Origin of the sequence: Streptomyces cyaneus (assembly GCF_004028635.1) — a bacterium.
Taxonomy (GTDB): domain Bacteria; phylum Actinomycetota; class Actinomycetes; order Streptomycetales; family Streptomycetaceae; genus Streptomyces; species Streptomyces cyaneus.
Genome location: NZ_RQJW01000005.1, coordinates 671173 through 689316 on the forward strand (window position 1 = coordinate 671173; position 18144 = coordinate 689316).

The window sequence follows — 18144 nt, forward strand, 5'->3', positions numbered from 1 at the left end:
GTGAATTCCGACAGATCCGCCGGCTCACAGCCGGCCAGCACTGCTCACAAGCGGTTCGCCCTCCCCTCTCTCGCCCGCCGCGCACTCCTGCGGGCCGGGCTGACCGGGGCCGCGGCACTGGGGGCCACCGCCGCCCTCGGTACGGGCTCCGCCTCCGCCGCCCCCACCACCGGGGCCTCCGGTCGCCGCCCCAGCACTCCTCAGGAAGCCCTGCGTGAGCTCGCCGCGGGCAACCACCGCTGGCGCACCTTCCGCGAGCGGCACCCCGACGAGTCGCCCGCCGTGCGGCAGAGCCTGACGACGGGTCAGCATCCGTTCGCCCTCGTCCTCGGCTGCATCGACTCCCGGGTGCCGCCGGAGCTGGTCTTCGACCAGGGCCTCGGTGACCTGATGACCGTGCGCAGCGCCGGCGAGGTCCTGGACGAGGCCGTACTCGGCAGCGTCGCCTACGGCGTGCTCGAACTGGACATCCCGCTGGTCCTGGTCGTGGGCCACCAGTCGTGCGGCGCCGTGAAGGCGGCCGTCGCGGCGGACGAGTCGGGTGAGCGGCTGCCGGCCCACATCCAGTACATCGCCGACCAGATAGCCCCGAACATCGACCACTCCAAGACGGGCGACGCCCGCGTCGGCTCCACCATCGACGCCAACGTACGGGCCGTCCGCGCCCGCCTCGCCGCAGAGCCCGACCTCGCCGCGAAGGTGGCCGCCGGCGAACTGGCCATCGTCGGCGCCCGCTACGACCTGGACACCCAGCGCGTCCACCGCCTCGCCTGACGACGGCGACCTGCGGGATAACCCCGCCCGCCCCGGCATGCCCGACGTCAGTTGGAGCCGAGCATGCCGGGACACCTGGACGGTCGTGCGCTCTGCCATGCCGCCCCCCTGGTCACGCCACGGCGATCAAAGCCTGAGAACGAGCGTCTGCTCCGCCAACGCCCCCGCCGTCGGCCACCCGCTCGTCCTGGGAAGCGGTGCGGATACGGCCGGAGAAGTGGCGGGCGGCCAGGAGGAACAGGGGCGGTGAGCCGCTCGACCAGGTCGCCCTGCCGGTGCTTCTGGAAGAAGTGCGGCGGCAGGTCCTGGACATGCCGGAACACCTTCGCGCGCAGCCGCAGCACGAATCTCTCGGCGGTCCAGGTGGCGAGCGAGTTGCCGAGGTAGCCGACGAGCGCGCCCAGCGCGGCGACGCCCAGCCAGGCCGCCGCCGGGCCCCAGAACGCCGACAGCGAGCCGGCCTTCAGCGCGTTGTCGGTGAGCTCGGCGAACAGCAGGATCGACGCGGTCTCGGCCGGCGCGGCGACGACGACGCAGGCCACGATGGCCGCCAGCCACTCCCGATCGCCTCGCGTCAGCGGCCAGAAACGCCGGAAGGCGTCCCGGACTTCCCTCATGCTCAACTCCCTTTGCGGTCCCCGCGGACATGGCCGAGGCGGGGCCCCGGAGCGCGGACGCTCCGGTGACCCCGCCTCGTGGCGGACCTCAGCCCTTGTGCGCGACCGGGCGGCGCTTCGGGGCCGCCTTCTTCGGCGCGGCGGGAGCCTTGTGCTTCTTGGCGGCCGGGGCGGCGGTCTTGCAGTTACCGGCGCCCGACCGCCAGCCCCGCCCCCTCCAACCGCACCCTGATCCCGTCCTCCTCCACCCGCACATCCCGCAGCCGCAGCTGCCCGCTCGGCGGCTCGGGCAGCCGGAAGCCCAGGGAGAGCTGGTCGGCGAGGACCGGGCGGGTGAGGCGGGGCAGGGCGTCGAGGAGGGCGGGGTCGAAGCCCAGGCGCTTGAGCAGGGCGGGGTGGTCGAGGGCCAGGTCGATGAGGTTCAGGCGCATGGCCTGGTGGAGGAAGCGCGGGGTGCCGGTCAGGTCGGTGAGCTTGGACTCGTTGCGCAGGGCCTCGCGGACGACGGAGTCGGGCACTCCCAGGCGCCGTACGACCGACGGGATCGACAGGAGCGCCTTCGCCTTGCTGGTTTCGCGGGCGAGGCGGTCCGCCGAGTCGCGGCTCAGGTGCAGGCCGTCCGTGGCGCGGGCGCCGGGGCGGTACGTGGCCAGGTCCCCGATGTCCAGGCGCATTCCGCCGATGTGCGTCGCGATGCCCCGGTCACCGTCGCGCAGGATGCGGGCCTCGGCGCGCAGGCGCAGGTCGTGTCCGGCGACCGGGAGGGTGCCGCGCGCCCGGACCCGGTCACGGCCCTGACCCGTGAACGTGACCTGGGAGGCGCCGAGTTCGCGGTTGAGGTCCGCGAAGGAGAGGAGGACGTCGCCCTCCAGCCTCGGGACTTCGGCGCCGCGCACCGCCGTCGGGCCGTCGGTGTCCAGCCGTACGTCCCGTGCCGTCGCCGTCACCTGCGCGAGCGAGATCCGGTCGGCGGCCACGTCGGGGACGGTCACCTTCACCGAGTCCAGCCGCTCGTCGGCGAGTTGGGTGAGGAAGGGGAAGCCGCCGATCTCCACCTCGGGCGCCGCGGCCAGATCGAAGCGGTTCTTGAGGGTGTCCGCCGCTCTGCGCTCGGCGTACAGGAGGGCCCAGCGGTCGGCGAGGGTGAGGAAGGCGGCGAGGACGACGAGTGCGACCACCGCCTTCAGCGCGAGGGGAAGCCCGGCGAAGCGACCTCGTCGGCGGCGCCGGCCGTTACGGCGGTGGTTGGGCGGGGCCCAGGGATCGTCCTGGGCCGCCGCCTCGTCCTGCTCCGCCTGCTCGTCCCGTATGTCCTCGTGGAGAAACTCCTCCAGCGGACCGTCGTCCAGACTGGCGAGCTCCTCGTAGGGGTTTGGATAGGGATGCGTGGTTATGCGGTGGGGGGTACGCATCGATCCATCCGATCATGCACATGCCCCCCGCCCGCAACCTGTACCGGGAGTCTGCGACCCACGTCACTACAGCCCGGCCTCAGGGCCGGGTCTGTCGGAGACGAAGCGCTCGACCTCCTGGGCACGCCGGTCCATCTGCTCGGTGATCTGCTCGGCCACGTGGGTGACCACGCTGCTCACCTCGGCGGGATCGAGCTGCGCGTTCTCCAGTGTCGTACGGATGAGCTTGCGGGCGGCCATCTCCGTCGCCTTCGGGAGAGCCAGCACGCCTCCGGCGACGGCTCCCAGCGCGCCCAAGTGCGCGAGACGCTTCGAGCTCTGCATCGCAAACCTCATCGCATAAAGGCCGAGACCCCCCATGCTTCCGATCGTCTTGAGCACGGACTGGGCACCACGCAACGTGCGCCACATGGGACGGATCCGCGCGCTGATGGCGGTGCCGATGACCCCGGGCAGGACGAGCTCAAGCATGAACTGGTCGGCCCTGATGTCGTATTTGCGGCAGATTTCCAGGGCCATGGGGGTGAGTTCGGCAGTGAGGCGTACGCGCAGGCGAGCGAGCACCTGGTCCATCCCGGTGAGCCGACGGATGAGCGCGTCGATGTCCTGTTCGTCCTCGGCATCGGCGTTGCCGTCGTCGGCCCTTTCCAGCAGGCGGGTCAGGAGGGTGTTCCTCGCCTGGTCGAACGCGTCGAGCAGGCCGGCGCGGATCTTCTCCTCGAAGTCCGGCCGATCCTTGAGCTCATGGATGTCGTGCCGGAACCGTGCCACGTTGACTCGGTGCCGTCCGACGCTGGCGAGCCCCCGGGTCACGGACTGGGAAGGGTCGCTGTCGCTCTCGACGTTGGCCTCCGGGAACGCGTCGAGACACAGCCGGCGTGCGACGGGCATACGCGATCCGCCTCCGGTGATCACCACCAGCTCGGGCTCCGTCGCGCCGAGCAGGCCCCGCACCTCCGTCAGCACGTCCGAAAAGCCCTCGGCCCAGCCGCCCGGCCCACGCACGACGCGCCCTGGAATGTCCACGCCCCTGAGCCAGCCCAAAGAGGGGCCCAGGAAGGGGGTGAACCGGGGGTCACAGCCGACCTGGAGATCCTGGAGGCGGACATCCGTCCCGGTGAACTGCGCTTCCTTCGCCCGGCGGCACGCGAGCAGCAGCATCTCCTCCCCCGAGTCGTCCCGGCCAAGAGCCGTGGTGAACTTTTCGTCCCCCGCGAACGCCTCCCGCACCATCCTGGCGAGCTCCCGGTCGATCACGGCACAGCCCAGATCGGAGCCCACCGGAAGGTTCCTGGGGATCAGGTCCTCGACGAACGTGAAGTCGGTCGTGGAGGAGCCGATGTCGACGACCAGGACCCGGTCGAGCCGGCGTTCCTCCCGCCGTCCGCCTCTTCGGTCCCTGACGTGCACGAGCGCCGACTGGGACTCCGCCACGAGCCGCACGGGAACGTTCATCGACGAAAAGTGCCTGGCGTACGTCGCCACCGATACGTCGTCCCAGCCCGTGGGGTGACCGACGTACACCACGCAGTTCCCCCTGACCTCGGGGTGCCGGGACAGGAACTCGGTGAGGAGGATCTGGGCGAACTGGACGGCTTCCGGGACGGCCAGGTCCTGCGGGTCCGGCCGGGACTTGAAGTTGACGCTGAAGTGCAGGACGTTCTGCGCCATCACGGCCGCTTCGCCGATGACGTACCGGTATCCGCCCTGGTCCATGCGCTCGCGCCCCAGGGCCGTCACGATGGCGGCGCCGTCGGTTCCCCTGGTGTAGACCCGCGCTTTGCTCCGCCCGTGGGTCGGCAACCAGCACAGGGAGCTCTCCCCGTCTCCGAGGTCCAGGCCGACCGCGTACCCGATGTCGGATTCGGTGTCATGCGCCATGGGCCGCCCCCTCGGCCGCGGCCGATCCGCCGGCCACCGTCAACACCTCGGTCAGCAGTCTGATCACGGTGGCCGTCGGCGGCGGGGGGAAGTCGAAGCCCGTGCGCCGCGACGACACCGCCGCGATCAGCCGCCGTACCCCGGGGTTCCTTCTGGCGAGCTCCGCGTCCTGCCCGCCGAGTTCGGTCTTGGCGAACTCGGCCTCGTCGAACCGCGCCCAGACGCCGGGATCGCGCTGCAGGGCGGAGTAGAAGTCGGGGTGCATGATCTGGAACGCGAGGAGTGTGCCCGCGTGCAGCAGCCGTTCCCGCCCGGGCGGGTCGTTGTGCTCGTGCAGCGTCAGGGCCGTGTGGTTCAGGCCGTTGACGAAGCGGCGCACCCTTCGCGGGTTGGCCGTGAAGGCGACCTCGATGAGCTCCCAGAGCTCGCGTGAGCCCGTCAGCGCCGGGTCCGTGACCTCGTCGTGAAGGTGCAGCTGCAGTGACTCGAACGGGATCACGGGCAGGTGGAACGGAAAGTGGATCAGCTTCTCCAGGTACTGACGGCCGCGCGCGCCGTCCGTACGTTCGCTGTCGAACCGTTTGGCCGCCGCGTCCGCGACGACCTGATAGTCCATGGCGAGGACGAAGACACAGGAGCCCTCTCCCATGAAGAGTTTCAGGGAGTCGAGCACGGTGATCGCCGCGTCCTCGTGGCAGCGGTCCAGGTCGTCGATGAACAGGACGAGCCGACCGCCGTCGGAGTATGCGTTGACGACGTCCTTGAAGTCCTGTTCAAAGCGGTTGACGTGCAGATATGTCTCCACGCCCGGTGCGGTGAGCGCGCTCTGCACGGCGTCGACGTCCTCGGGGCCCAGGAAACCCGCCGTGAGGGGGCCCGCCGTCCTGCGCGCGAGCAGCCAGGCCGCCGCCTGGCTCAGCCGCTTCACCGTCTCCAGGGCTGCGCCGAGCCGCTCCTGCGGCGTCTCCTCACCGGACTTCCGTCGGTGGTCGAGGTCCTGGGCGATCTCGGTGAGTACGGTCTGGATGAGCGCGTGCCAGATCTCGTCCTTCTGGTCGTACTTCCAGGGATTGAACCAGACGGTCCGGATGTCGCGGGCTTTCAGCAGGCCCTCGCAGACCTTCATGAAACTCGACTTGCCCATCCCCCAGGGCCCGAAGACCCCGATGGTCAACGGCAGGCCCTCCGCGGTCGCGATCGCGTCGCAGAGCACCTTGGCATGAGTGCTGAATCCGAAACGATCTCCGTCCGGTCCCGAAATCGGATTGTCGGGCAGCAGCATGTGTTTCCCCCCTCCCCCAAGCCGCCGTTCAGCCTCGGGTCGCCCTGACCAAGCGCTGTCGGCGGGTCACTCATGGTGCCCCCGAACAGGCCTGTCGGTGCCGGTGTTTCGGCCGAAACAGCCCGGTGACCAGGCCGGGATACGCGTTCCGTAGGAGGAGGGAGCTGCGATTGCACCAACGCGGCCGGAGATCGGCAAGGGGTCGGTACGCATCGATCCGGTCGACCGTGCGTACCGACCCCGCCTGCCCGCGCTTGACGCGCGCGTGCTGTCTAGCTCACGACCGTGATCCGCTTCGCCGCCGGCGGCGCGATCGGGTTGGTCGCCGAGGAGTTGGCCGTCAGGTACTTCTCCAGCGCCGTCAGGTCGTCCCCGCCGACCAGGTCGTTCGTGCCCTGGCCCAGCGTCGGGAAGCCGTCGCCGCCGCCCGCGAGGAAGCTGTTCGTGGCGACGCGGTAGGTGGCCGTCGGGTTGATCGCCTCACCGTTCAGCTTGATCGAGTCGGTCACCACCCGGTCCGCACCCGACTTCGTCAGGTCCAGCGTGTACGTCAGACCCGACGAGACCTGGAGGACCTTCGGCGCCGCCGCGTTCGTCCCGCTCACCTGCTCCTTGAGCACCTGGATCAGCTGCGCGCCGGTGAAGTCCTGGAGGTTCACGGTGTTGGAGAACGGCTGCACGGTGAAGCCCTCGGCGTACGTCACCACACCGTCGCCCTCGCTGCCCTTGGCCGCGTAGGTCAGCGGCGCCCGGACGCCGCCCGGGTTCATCAGCGCCAGGTCCGTCTCCGGGTCCAGCTCCTTGCCGTGCGCCAGCTGCGCGTCCGCGATCAGGTCGCCGATCGGGGACTCGGTGCCGGTGTTGGGGATGTCGGCGGATATGTAGCCGATCGCGCGGTTGCCGATGGGCGCCGCGAGGGTGTTCCACTTGCTGATCAGCTCGGTCATGTCGGGCGCCTTGGCGACCGTCCGGGTGACCACGTGGTTCGCCGACTTCACCGACGTACGGGCGATGTCGCCGGTGAAGCGGTCGTACGTCAGCGTCGTGTCCGTGTAGAGGCGGCCGAAGGACGCGGCCGAGGTGACCATGCGGGGCTTGCCCGACGGGTCGGGGACGGTGCAGACGTACGCGGCGTGCGTGTGGCCGGTGACCAGCGCGTCCACCTGCGGCGTGATGTTCTTGGCGATGTCGACGATCGGGCCGGAGATGCCGTCACCGGCGCCCGGGGAGTCGCAGTTGTAGTTGTACGCGCCGGAGGCCGGCAGGCCGCCCTCGTGGATGAGCGCCACGATCGACTTCACGCCCTGCGCCTGGAGCACGCGCGCGTACTTGTTGATCGTCTCGACCTCGTCCTTGAACTTCAGGCCCTTGACGCCGTCCGCGGAGACGACCCCCGGCGTGTCCTCCAGGGTCACGCCGATGAACCCGACCTTGACACCGTTCTTCTTCCACACCCAGTAGGGCTTGAGGATCGGCTTGCCGGTCTTCTCGTCGAGGACGTTCGCGGCGAGGTAGGGGAAGTCGGCGCCCGCGAACTCCTCGTCCGTGTAGCAGCCGGCCGTCGGGTGGCAGCCGCCCTTCTGCAGCCGGGCCAGTTCCTTGGCGCCCTCGTCGAACTCGTGGTTGCCGACCGAGGTGACGTCCAGGTCGAGCTTGTTCAGCGCCTCGATGGTGGGCTCGTCGTGGAAGAGGCCCGAGATCAGCGGGGAGGCGCCGACCATGTCACCGCCGGCCGCGGTGATGGAGTACTTGTTGCCCTCGCGGGCCTGGCGCAGGTGGGTGGCGAGGTACTCCACGCCGCCCGCGTCGATGGTCTTCGTCGTGCCGTCCGCCTGGAGCTCGGTGACCCGCCCGGAGGAACCGGCCGGCGGCTCCAGGTTGCCGTGCAGGTCGTTGAAGGACAGCAGCTGCACGTCCTGGTAGCGGCTGTAGCCGTACCCGCCCCCGTGCTTCGCGGAGCTCTCCCCCGCCGTCGTCGTCGCCGTCGCGGGAAGCGCCGCGGCCAGCGCGCCCGCGGTGGCGAGGGACGCGGCGGCCGCGACGAGTGCGTACGTACGGCGTCTGCGGCGGTGCTGGTCGTGGGATGTGGCTGGCATGCGCCCCCCTGTGAGTCGTGAATGACCCACGAGTCCTGAATAACCCGTGAGTCGTGAGTGACATGGCCCCGTCGGGCGGCAGCCTAGAGTCAACGCGCGTAGCGCGACAGGGGGTTCCTGGTTACAGCTGGGTTGCTTCTGTGCCGGGACTTTGCCGGAGCCGCCCCTTACCCTCGTACGCATGACCAGCGACGACGCCGCACACCCCCTCCCGACCCGTTCCATCGAGACCCACTCCGCGCTCTCCCCGGAGCAGACCGAGGCCGTACTCGAACTGCTCGCGGAGGCCGCCCGGAACGACGGGCAGCAGGCGGTGTCCGAGCAGGGCCGACTGCAGCTGCGCGGCGGTGAGCGCGAAGGCGTGTCGCATCTGCTGCTGACCGTCGCCGACGAACTCGTCGGTTACGCCCAGCTGGAGGACACCGACCCGGTGGAGGCCCCGGCCGCCGAGCTGGTCGTCCACCCCTCGCACCGCGGCCACGGTCACGGCCGCGCGCTCGGCTCGGCCCTCCTCGCCGCGTCCGGCAAGCGGCTGCGGGTGTGGGCCCACGGCGGCCACGCCGCCGCCCGGCATCTCTCCCAGGTGCTCGGCCTCACCCTGTTCCGCGAACTGCGCCAAATGCGCCGCTCTTTGGCGGACCTGAAACTGCCGGACCCGGTGCTCCCCGAGGGCGTGACGGTCCGCACCTTCGTGCCCGGCCAGGACGACGCGGCCTGGCTCGCCGCGAACGCCGCCGCCTTCGCCCACCACCCCGAGCAGGGCTCCCTCACCCAGCGCGACCTCGACGACCGCAAGGCCGAGCCGTGGTTCGACCCGGCGGGGTTCTTCCTGGCCGAGCGCGAGGGCGAGCTCGTCGGCTTCCACTGGACGAAGGTCCACGCGGAGCAACGGCTGGGCGAGGTGTACGTCCTCGGTGTGCGACCGGGCGCGCAGGGCGGCGGCCTGGGCAAGGCCCTGACGACGATCGGCCTGCGGCATCTGGCCGGGCAGGGGCTGCCCACGGCCATGCTCTACGTCGACGCCGACAACAAGGCGGCGGTGTCGGTGTACGAGCGGCTGGGGTTCGTGACGTACGAGACGGACCTCATGTACCGGGCGGAGACGTGACACCAAACCGCATATAACTCCCAGAAGGGGCGGTGACCTTGACGCCGCCCCTTCTTTTGCACCACCCTTTCACTACTCAATTAGTGAAAGGGTGGTGGAACGGATGGTCGAGTACCGCATCGACCGGCGCTCCGGCGTCGCCACCTACGTGCAGATCGTCCAGCAGACCAAACAGGCCCTGCGCCTGGGCCTGTTGGAGCCGGGGGACAAGCTGCCGACGGCCCGTGAGGTCGTCGAGGCCACCGCCATCAACCCCAACACCGTCCTCAAGGCCTACCGCGAACTGGAACGCGAGGGCCTGGTCGAGGCACGGCGGGGACTCGGCACGTTCGTGCGACGCGGACTGAACACCGCGCCGGCCGACTCGCCGCTGCGCACCGAACTGGACGCGTGGGCCGTACGGGCCCGCGAGGCCGGCCTGGAGCGCGACGACGTGGACGCGCTCTTCACTTCTGTACTGGACACGCACTTCAAGGGGGACGAGTCATGACCGAGACCGCCATCGAGGCGGCCGCGCTGAGCAAGAGGTTCGGGCGGCGCCGGGGGCCGGCGCTGGACGGCTGCACCTTCCGGCTCCCGGCAGGCCGCGTCTGCGCCGTCGTCGGACCGAACGGCGCGGGCAAGTCGACCCTGCTCTCCCTCGCCGCCGGACTGCTGCGCCCCACCGACGGCACGATCACCGTCCTCGGCCAGACCCCGGCGGCGGCCCGCGAGCGACTCGCGTACGTCGCCCAGGACAAGCCCCTGCACCCCCAGCTCACCGTCGCCGACACCCTGCGCCTCGGCCGCGAGCTGAACCCCCGCCGCTGGGACGACCGCGTCGCCGAGCGGATCGTCGCCGAGGGCGACCTCGCCCCGGACGCCAAGATCCGCACGCTCTCCGGCGGCCAGCGCACCCGCGTCGCGCTCGCCCTCGCCCTCGGCAAGCGCCCCGAACTGCTGCTCCTGGACGAGCCGATGGCCGACCTCGACCCGCTCGCCCGGCACCAGCTGATGGCCACGCTCATGGCCGACGCGGCCGAGCACGGCACCACGGTTGTCATGTCCTCGCACGTCGTCGCCGAGCTGGACGGCGCCTGCGACCACCTCCTGCTGCTCGGCGCCGGCCGGGTCCGCCTCGCCGGCCCGCTGGACGACCTGCTCGCCGCGCACAAGCTGGTCACCGGCCGGGCCGACGCCTCCCTCGCCCCGCACACCGTGGTCGAGTCCCGCACCACGGGACGCCAACTCACCGCACTCGTACGCCCCGACGGCCCCCTCGGCGACGGCTGGCAGACCACCGCCCCCACCCTGGAGGAGCTGGTCCTGGCCCACCTGCGCGCCCCCGAGGCCCCGGCCCTGCGGCTCGACACCCCGCAGGAGGCCGCCGTATGACCGCCGTGACCCTCGAGACGTCCACCGCCGCCACGCCCACCCGCGGACCGCGCGGCCTGCTCTGGACGATGCTGCGACTGCACCGCTCGGCGCTGTGGTTCTGGGTGATGCTGGTGGCCGTCGGAGCGGGAGCACTGCTGTGGGCGTACGGTCCGGGGGCGGACGCCGCGTGGGCCGAGTTCCGGAAGGCGGGCTGCGATGCCGTGTCACCGGGTGGCCTGACCTGCGACATGGGTGCCGGTGCCGCCTACGGCCGGTACGACGCCGCAATCGCCCTCGGCTCCGGAGTCCTCGCCCTCGCGCCCTTCCTCACCGCCGCCTGGGCGGGCGCCGCGCTCATCGGGCGCGAACTGGAGAGCGGGACCGCCCAGTTGGCCTGGACCCAGTCCGTGTCACCGGCCCGCTGGCTGGCCGCCAAACTCGCCGTCCCGGCCGCCCTGCTCGTCTCCGGCACCCTCGTGCTCACTCTGGTGCACCGCATGGTCTTCTCGGTGGACGGTGCGCTGCGGCTCACGGGCGGCTCGCGGGCCTGGTACCAGGGCGCCACCTTCGAGGCCAACGGCACCCTCGCCACCGCCTACGCCCTCCTCGGCCTCACCGTCGGCGTCCTCGCGGGCCTGCTCCAGCGCCGGGCCCTGGCCGCGCTCGGCACGGCGGTCGTGGGCCTCGCGATCCTCGCGGCCGCGCTCGGCGCCCTGCGCCCGTACCTGTGGCCGGTCGAGACGCTCACCGACAAGAACGAGTACCCCGAGTTCATCGGCATGGTCGTCGGCGAGGGCGCGCTCACCTCCACCGGCGCCCGCGTCCCGGACCCCATCTGCGTCGACAACGCCAAGTGCCTCGCCGAGCACGACATCGTGGGCTTCTACCGCGACTACCACCCGGCCTCCCACTTCTGGCCCCTGCAACTCGTGGAGACCGGCATCGTCCTCGCCGTCGCCGCACTGGCGGTCCTGCTCGCCTTCCGGCTGCTGAACCGCCGCACCGGAGCCGCCGCATGACCACCACACTCACCGCCACGACAGCCCCGGCCGGCCTCACCTCACGGGGGCCGCGCGGCCTGGTCTGGGCCGTCCTGCGGGTGCACCGCACGGCCCTGGTCTTCTGGGGGCTCACCCTGACCGCCGCGACGGCGGGCCTGATCTGGATGCACACGATCGCGGACGACGCCCGCCGGGGAAACGTCCCGTGCGCCGAGCCCGCCCACGACGGCCTCCCCTCCTGCGCCTCGGTCGAGGCGATCACCGTCGACGACCTCTACTCCGACGGCATCGCCCTGGTCACCACGGCCCTGTGCTACGTGATCTTCCCCGTGGCCGCCTGGGCGGGCGGGGCGCTGATCGGCCGGGAGCTGGAGAGCGGCACCGCCCGGCTCGCCTGGACCCAGTCGGTCACCCCGGCCCGATGGCTGGCAGCCAAGCTCGCGGTCCCGGCCGCCCTGCTCACCGCCGGAACCGGTGCCGTCCTGCTGCTGAACCTCTGGGCCCGCACGGACGACAACCCGAACCTCGTCGGGGACTGGTACGGACCCGACCAGTTCGCCGGCATCGGCCCGGTGGCCGTCGCCTACGCTCTGGCCGGCCTCGCCCTCGGCACGCTCGCCGGACTGCTGCTCCGCCGGGCACTGCCCGCCGCCGGGCTGGGCTTCGCGGCCGCGCTGCTCCTCTACACCGTGCTGGAGCGCTACCGCGGGGACCTCTGGCCCAAGGTCATCCGCGCCGACGCGGGCGGCTTCGAGCTGCCGCGCTCGGTCTGGGCGATGAGCTGGCCCGGCCCCACCGGGGCGACCCGGGCGATGTACCACCCCCAGTCCCACTTCTGGCCGCTCCAGTACGTCGAGACCGGCATTCTTCTCGCCGTGGCCGCCGTGGCGACGCTCGCCGCCTTCCGGCTGCTGCGCCGCCGTACCGCCTGACGGCGTACCGAACCTCCGGCCCGCACGTCCCTCCACGGGGGGGAGGGACGTGCGGCTCGGACCGACGCCCCGTCACGCAGACGCCCGCGAGCCGCCCCCCGATATCCCACACGCCATGTCTCCGTAACCATTGGTTCAGACGGACTTGCGACGCTCAGCCAATGACGCCCGCCGTGCCAGAGCCTGCGCCGCCCCCGGGAGGGAGCGCGAGGAACGGGGACGCACGACGCCTCCCCGCCACGCTCCCACCCGTGCTGTCCGACGCGCCCATAAGCCTCGCCACGCGGAACAATGGGCATATGAGCCAGTCCACGAACGCCCAGGCAACGGTCCAGCACGCACAGCCCTCCGTGGGCTCCATCGCCGCGCACCGCCCCCACACGGTCTCGGCGGTGGTCTCCGATCTGGAACCCGACATCGATGCCGACCTCGACGCGTACGAGGTCACCGAGCTGGACGGCGTCCAGCTGCCCCAGGGACGCTTCCTGGACCGGGAACGCAGCTGGCTCGCGTTCAACGAGCGCGTCCTCGAACTCGCCGAGGACCCGAACACACCGCTCCTCGAACGGGCGAACTTCCTGGCGATCTTCGCCAGCAACCTGGACGAGTTCTTCATGGTCCGCGTGGCCGGACTGAAGCGCCGCATAGCGACCGGTGTCGCCACCCGGTCCGCGTCCGGCCTGCAGCCCCGTGAGGTCCTGGAGATGATCTGGGCCCGCTCCCGCGAGCTGATGGCCCGGCACGCCGCCTGCTACCACGAGGACGTCGCCCCCTCCCTCGCGGAGGAAGGCATCCACCTGGTCCGCTGGAGCGAGCTGCAGGAGAAGGAGCAGGCCCGCCTGTTCACCCTGTTCCGGCACCAGATCTTCCCGGTCCTGACCCCGCTGGCGGTCGACCCGGCGCACCCCTTCCCGTACATCTCCGGGCTCTCCCTGAACCTGGCCGTACGGGTCCGCAACCCCGTCACCGGCACCCCGCACTTCGCCCGCGTCAAGGTGCCGCCGCTGCTCTCCCGCTTCCTGGAGGCCTCCCCCGGCCGGTTCGTCCCGCTGGAGGACGTCATCGGCGCCCACCTGGAGGAGCTGTTCCCGGGCATGGAGGTGCTGGAGCACCACGCGTTCCGGGTCACCCGCAACGAGGACCTGGAGGTCGAGGAGGACGACGCCGAGAACCTGCTCCAGGCCCTGGAGAAGGAGCTCATGCGGCGCCGCTTCGGGCCGCCGGTGCGCCTGGAGGTCGAGGAGAACATCAACCAGGAGGTCCTGGACCTGCTGGTGCGCGAGCTGAAGATCAGCGAGGCCGAGGTCTACCCGCTCACCGGCCCCCTGGACCTCACGGGCCTCTTCCGCATCGCCTCCGTCGACCGGCCCGAGCTGAAGTACCCGAAGTTCGTCGCGGGCACCCATCGCGATCTCGCCGAGGTCGAGTCGGCGTCCGCGCCCGACATCTTCGCGGCCCTGCGCAACCGGGACGTCCTCCTGCACCACCCGTACGACTCCTTCTCCACCTCGGTGCAGGCGTTCCTGGAGCAGGCGGCCGACGACCCGGACGTCCTCGCGATCAAGCAGACCCTGTACCGCACCTCCGGCGACTCCCCCATAGTCAACGCGCTCATCGACGCCGCCGAGGCCGGCAAGCAGGTCCTCGTGCTGGTCGAGATCAAGGCCCGCTTCGACGAGCACGCCAACATCAAGTGGGCGCGCAAGCTGGAGGAGGCCGGCTGCCATGTCGTGTACGGCCTCGTCGGCCTGAAGACCCACTGCAAGCTGTCGCTGGTGGTCCGCCAGGAGGGCGAGACACTACGGCGCTACAGCCACGTCGGCACCGGCAACTACCACCCGAAGACGGCCCGGCTCTACGAGGACCTGGGCCTGCTCACGGCCGACCCGCAGGTCGGCGCGGACCTGTCCGACCTGTTCAACCGCCTCTCGGGCTACTCGCGCCGAGAGACGTACCGTCGCCTGCTCGTGGCCCCCAAGTCCCTGCGCGACGGCCTGATCTCGCGGATCAACAAGGAGGTCCAGCACCACCGTGCCGGACGTCCCGCCTACGTCCGCATCAAGGTCAACTCGATCGTCGACGAGGCACTCATCGACGCCTGCTACGGCGCGTCCCAGGCGGGCGTGCCGGTCGACATCTGGGTCCGCGGCATCTGCGCGATCCGCCCGGGCGTGACGGGACTGTCGGAGAACATCCGCGTCCGCTCGGTCCTCGGCCGCTTCCTCGAGCACTCCCGGGTCTTCGCCTTCGGCAACGGCGGCGAACCCGAGGTGTGGATCGGCAGCGCCGACATGATGCACCGCAATCTCGACCGTCGTATAGAAGCCCTGGTCAGGGTCACCGACCCGGCCCACCGCGCCGCGCTGAACCGGCTCATGGAGACCGGTATGTCCGACACCACCGCGTCCTGGCACCTCGGTCCGGACGGCGAGTGGACCCGGTACGCGATGGACGCGGACGGCCAGCCCCTGCGCAACGTCCAGGAGATGCTCATAGACGCCCGGAGGCGCCGGCGTGGCACAGCAACACCTTGATCCGACGGACCCCACGGCCGGGACTGTGGCGGGGGACGCCCTCGCGGGCTACCTGCGCGCCCAGGCCACGGAGTTCCTCCGAGCCCTGCGCCTGCACCGGGAGACCGGTGGGGGCGCCCCCGGTCGAGCGGATTCGAGACTGGGGGACAACGGCTCGGCGGTGGCCGTCGACGCGGCCCGGGCCCTGCGCCGCTCGGCCCGCCGCATCAGCGCCAGCCTGCACACGTTCCGCCCCCTGCTGGACGCCGACTGGTCGGAGGCCATCCGCCCCGAGCTGGCCTGGCTCTCGGGAACGCTGGCGATGGAACACGCCTACGCGGCCCGCCTGGAACGCCTGCTGCTGGCCCTGCACCGCCTGTCCGGGGCCACGCCGCTGCCGACGCAGACGGGCGCGGCCGGCCTGCCCGGCACTGCGGGCGCGAGCGGCGCGAGCAGGCTGACGGACACGGCGGCGAGCGGCCATGCCGACGCGACCGCCACCGGCCGTGCGGGCGCAGCCGCATCCGCAGGCGCAGCCGGTCGCGCCCACGTGGCTGCGGGCAGCCGTGCCGCCGGGGCGGCGCCCGTCCCGCCGAAAGCGGCGCCACCGCACGCCGGCCCCCCGACCCACCCGGCGGCCGCCCCGGAGCGCGGCAACCTCACCGTGGGCGCGGCCAAAGCAGGCGCCCTGCTCGAACGCCAGCTCACCCTCGCCCGGACCCGCGCGCACAGCACCGCCCTCCAGGCCCTCGGAAGCAGCCGCTTTCACGCAGTCGCCGACAACATCGCCGTACTGGCCAGCGAGGTCCCCCTCACCCCGGCCGCGGCCACCGGCGACCTGCGTCCCCTCGCGGCCGCCGCCGAGGAGCGCCTCAGTGACGCGGTGGGAGCGCTGCCCCTGGTGACCGCCGGCCACCCCTACAACGCGGAGGCCCTGATCCACGGCCTCTCCCCGGACCCGGCCCCGCACCCGCAGGACGCGCCCTGGCACCAGGTCCGCCTGCTGCTGCGCCTGCACCGCTACGCCCGCGAGGTCCTCGACGGCGACGACACCTCGGTGGACGTACGGCTGCTCACGGCCGGCCAGGCCCTCAACCGGCACCGTGACGCCTCCGAGGCGGCGGCAGCAGCGGCCCAGGCGGCCCGCACCCCCCGTATCGCCCCGGCGACGGCCTACGCCCTCGGCGTGCTCCACGCCGACCAGCGGCACGAGGTGGAGGCGGCGCGGTTCGCGTTCCAGCAGTCCTGGCAGATCCAGACGGTAGGCACGCCCTGATCGGACGGTGGGCATCCCCTGAAGCCTGATCAGACGGTGGGCATCCCCTGAAGGAGGCATACCCCGGTGACTCACGCAAACGACCTCACCTCCACCGTCCACGCGGCGGGCTGCGTCCTGTGGCGCCGATCGCCGGTAGACGGTGAGCTGGAGATATGCCTGATCCACCGGCCGAAGTACGACGACTGGTCCCACCCCAAGGGCAAGCTGAAGCGCGGCGAGGACCCCCTCGCCGGAGCCCTGCGCGAGGTCGCGGAGGAGACAGGGCACTCCGCGGAGCCGGGCGCCGCGCTGCCGACGCTCAGGTACCAGGCGAACGGCCGCCCCAAGGAGGTCCGCTACTGGGCGGCCGAGGCCGGCCCCGGCACATTCGCCCCGAGCGACGAGGTGGACCGCCTGCTGTGGCTCTCCCCCACGGCCGCGCGGGGCCGTCTGACCCAGCCGAGGGACCGCGACCTCGTGGACGCCCTGCTGCAGTCGCTGCGCCTGGCATAGTCCGGCGCAACTTCACACAAAGCCTCGGAATGCACCCGTGTCCTCAACGTGAGCGTTCCGTGACCTCACCGCACCGTCCCCAGGGGTTCACCCCTCGTTCATTTACGCCCTTCGGCGGCTTCACCTGTCCTGCCTAATTTCGGCCTTGCACGATGACGGACCGCGCCCACGGGGGGCCTGGCCCGCATCAACCATTCTTCGCACGCCGCCGAATTCAGGACGGCGGCTCCTGGAAGGAACTCCCTCAAGTGAAGCTTCAGCGCAAGAACCGGCGGGCACTCGCTCTCGGCGCTCTCGCCGTCTCCGGCGCCCTGGCCCTCACGGCGTGCGGCTCCGACGACACCGGGAACACCGGCGGCGACTCCACGTCGACCGCCAAGGCCGGCAACATCGACTGTGGCGACGCCAGTGGCCAGCTGCAGGCCTCCGGCTCGTCCGCGCAGAAGAACGCGGTCGACGCCTGGGTCAAGCAGTACACCGCGGCCTGCAAGAGCGTGCAGCTCAACTACAACCCGACGGGTTCGGGCGCCGGCGTCACCGCCTTCCTCCAGGGCCAGACCGCGTTCGCCGGTTCGGACTCCGCGCTGGAGGCCGAGGAGATCACCGAGTCGAAGAAGACCGCCTGCACGGGCGGCGGCCAGGCCATCGACCTGCCCATGGTCGTCGGCCCGATCGGCGTCGGCTACAACGTCCCGGGTGTCGACAAGCTCGTCCTGGACGCCCCGACGCTCGCCAAGATCTTCGACAGCAAGATCACCAACTGGAACGACGCGGCGATCAAGAAGCTGAACCCCGACGCGAAGCTTCCCGACCTCAAGATCCAGGCCTTCCACCGCTCGGACGAGTCCGGCACCACGGACAACTTCGGCAAGTACCTGGGCGCCGCCGCCCCGAACGACTGGAAGTACGAGCACAGCAAGTCGTGGGAGGCCAAGGGCGGCCAGTCCGCCTCCGGCTCCTCCGGCGTGGCCCAGCAGGTGAGCCAGACCGCGGGTGCGATCTCCTACATGGAGCTCTCGTACGTGAAGGGCGGCATGAAGGCCGTCCAGATCAAGACGGGTGCCGCCAACCCGGTCGAGGCCACCACCGAGAACGCCACCAAGTCCATCTCCGAGGCCAAGGTCGTCGGCACGGGCAAGGACCTGGCGCTGGAGCTGAACTACACGCCGAAGGCCGAGGGTGCCTACCCGATCACCCTGGTCACGTACGAGATCGTCTGCGACAAGGGCAACAAGGCGGAGACCCTGCCGGCCGTGAAGTCCTTCCTCTCCTACATCTCCTCCGAGGACGGCCAGGGTCTGCTGTCCGAGGCCGGCTACGCGCCGGTCCCCGACGAGATCATCACCAAGGTCCGCAGCACCGTCTCGGGCCTGAGCTGACCTGAGTGCGGCCCGCTCCCCA

15 protein-coding genes are annotated in these 18144 nt (G+C 71.3%); 10 read left to right on the forward strand and 5 right to left on the reverse strand.

Annotated elements, in window-relative coordinates; all coding sequences use genetic code 11:
- Nucleotides 1-774, forward strand: coding sequence for a carbonic anhydrase (locus EHO50_RS21745; RefSeq protein ID WP_128432309.1), 774 nt, complete (start codon nucleotides 1-3; stop codon nucleotides 772-774).
- A 47-nt stretch (nucleotides 775-821) separates the two neighbouring features.
- On the opposite strand, the gene EHO50_RS21750 is transcribed toward EHO50_RS21745, so the two are convergent.
- From EHO50_RS21750 to EHO50_RS21770, 5 genes are all read right to left on the reverse strand, one after another.
- The gene (locus EHO50_RS21750; RefSeq protein WP_425472241.1) at nucleotides 822-1391 is read right to left on the reverse strand and encodes an ABC transporter transmembrane domain-containing protein; all 570 of its coding nucleotides are present in this window, start codon (nucleotides 1389-1391) and stop codon (nucleotides 822-824) included.
- Between the two features lie 185 nt (nucleotides 1392-1576).
- Nucleotides 1577-2803, reverse strand: a complete 1227-nt coding sequence (locus EHO50_RS21755) for an LmeA family phospholipid-binding protein (protein WP_128432312.1) — start codon at nucleotides 2801-2803, stop codon at nucleotides 1577-1579.
- A 66-nt stretch (nucleotides 2804-2869) separates the two neighbouring features.
- Nucleotides 2870-4684: an Hsp70 family protein gene (locus EHO50_RS21760; protein WP_128432314.1), complete on the reverse strand. Its 1815-nt coding sequence runs from the start codon at nucleotides 4682-4684 to the stop codon at nucleotides 2870-2872.
- Entirely contained in the window at nucleotides 4674-5966 is a 1293-nt protein-coding gene (locus EHO50_RS21765; RefSeq protein WP_128432317.1) for a KAP family P-loop NTPase fold protein, read from the reverse strand. Before EHO50_RS21765 ends, EHO50_RS21760 begins: the two co-directional genes overlap by 11 nt.
- Before the next feature lie 272 nt (nucleotides 5967-6238).
- A complete protein-coding gene (locus EHO50_RS21770; protein ID WP_128432319.1) occupies nucleotides 6239-8062 on the reverse strand; it encodes a bifunctional metallophosphatase/5'-nucleotidase in 1824 nt (607 codons plus the stop codon).
- 181 nt (nucleotides 8063-8243) lie between these two features.
- Between EHO50_RS21770 and mshD the strand changes: the two genes are divergently transcribed.
- From mshD to pstS, 9 genes are all read left to right on the forward strand, one after another.
- Nucleotides 8244-9170, forward strand: a complete 927-nt coding sequence (gene mshD, locus EHO50_RS21775; RefSeq protein ID WP_128432321.1) for a mycothiol synthase — start codon at nucleotides 8244-8246, stop codon at nucleotides 9168-9170.
- 103 nt (nucleotides 9171-9273) lie between these two features.
- On the forward strand, nucleotides 9274-9660 hold the full coding sequence (locus EHO50_RS21780; protein ID WP_128432324.1) for a GntR family transcriptional regulator: 387 nt from the start codon (nucleotides 9274-9276) through the stop codon (nucleotides 9658-9660).
- The gene (locus EHO50_RS21785) at nucleotides 9657-10544 is read left to right on the forward strand and encodes an ABC transporter ATP-binding protein (protein ID WP_128432326.1); all 888 of its coding nucleotides are present in this window, start codon (nucleotides 9657-9659) and stop codon (nucleotides 10542-10544) included. The genes EHO50_RS21780 and EHO50_RS21785 overlap by 4 nt, the downstream gene beginning before the upstream one ends.
- Nucleotides 10541-11545 (forward strand): ABC transporter permease, encoded by a 1005-nt coding sequence (locus EHO50_RS21790; protein ID WP_128432328.1) that lies wholly within the window; start codon nucleotides 10541-10543, stop codon nucleotides 11543-11545. The genes EHO50_RS21785 and EHO50_RS21790 overlap by 4 nt, the downstream gene beginning before the upstream one ends.
- On the forward strand, nucleotides 11542-12459 hold the full coding sequence (locus tag EHO50_RS21795; RefSeq protein ID WP_128432331.1) for a hypothetical protein: 918 nt from the start codon (nucleotides 11542-11544) through the stop codon (nucleotides 12457-12459). The genes EHO50_RS21790 and EHO50_RS21795 overlap by 4 nt, the downstream gene beginning before the upstream one ends.
- Nucleotides 12460-12620: 161 nt before the next feature.
- The gene (locus EHO50_RS21800) at nucleotides 12621-14993 is read left to right on the forward strand and encodes an RNA degradosome polyphosphate kinase (RefSeq protein WP_128432334.1); all 2373 of its coding nucleotides are present in this window, start codon (nucleotides 12621-12623) and stop codon (nucleotides 14991-14993) included.
- Entirely contained in the window at nucleotides 14974-16248 is a 1275-nt protein-coding gene (locus EHO50_RS21805) for a CHAD domain-containing protein (protein WP_181449669.1), read from the forward strand. Before EHO50_RS21800 ends, EHO50_RS21805 begins: the two co-directional genes overlap by 20 nt.
- Nucleotides 16249-16314: 66 nt before the next feature.
- Entirely contained in the window at nucleotides 16315-16743 is a 429-nt protein-coding gene (locus tag EHO50_RS21810) for an NUDIX hydrolase (protein WP_128432336.1), read from the forward strand.
- 248 nt (nucleotides 16744-16991) lie between these two features.
- A complete protein-coding gene (gene pstS, locus EHO50_RS21815) occupies nucleotides 16992-18122 on the forward strand; it encodes a phosphate ABC transporter substrate-binding protein PstS (RefSeq protein ID WP_181449670.1) in 1131 nt (376 codons plus the stop codon).
- The last annotated feature ends 22 nt before the right edge of the window (nucleotides 18123-18144 follow it).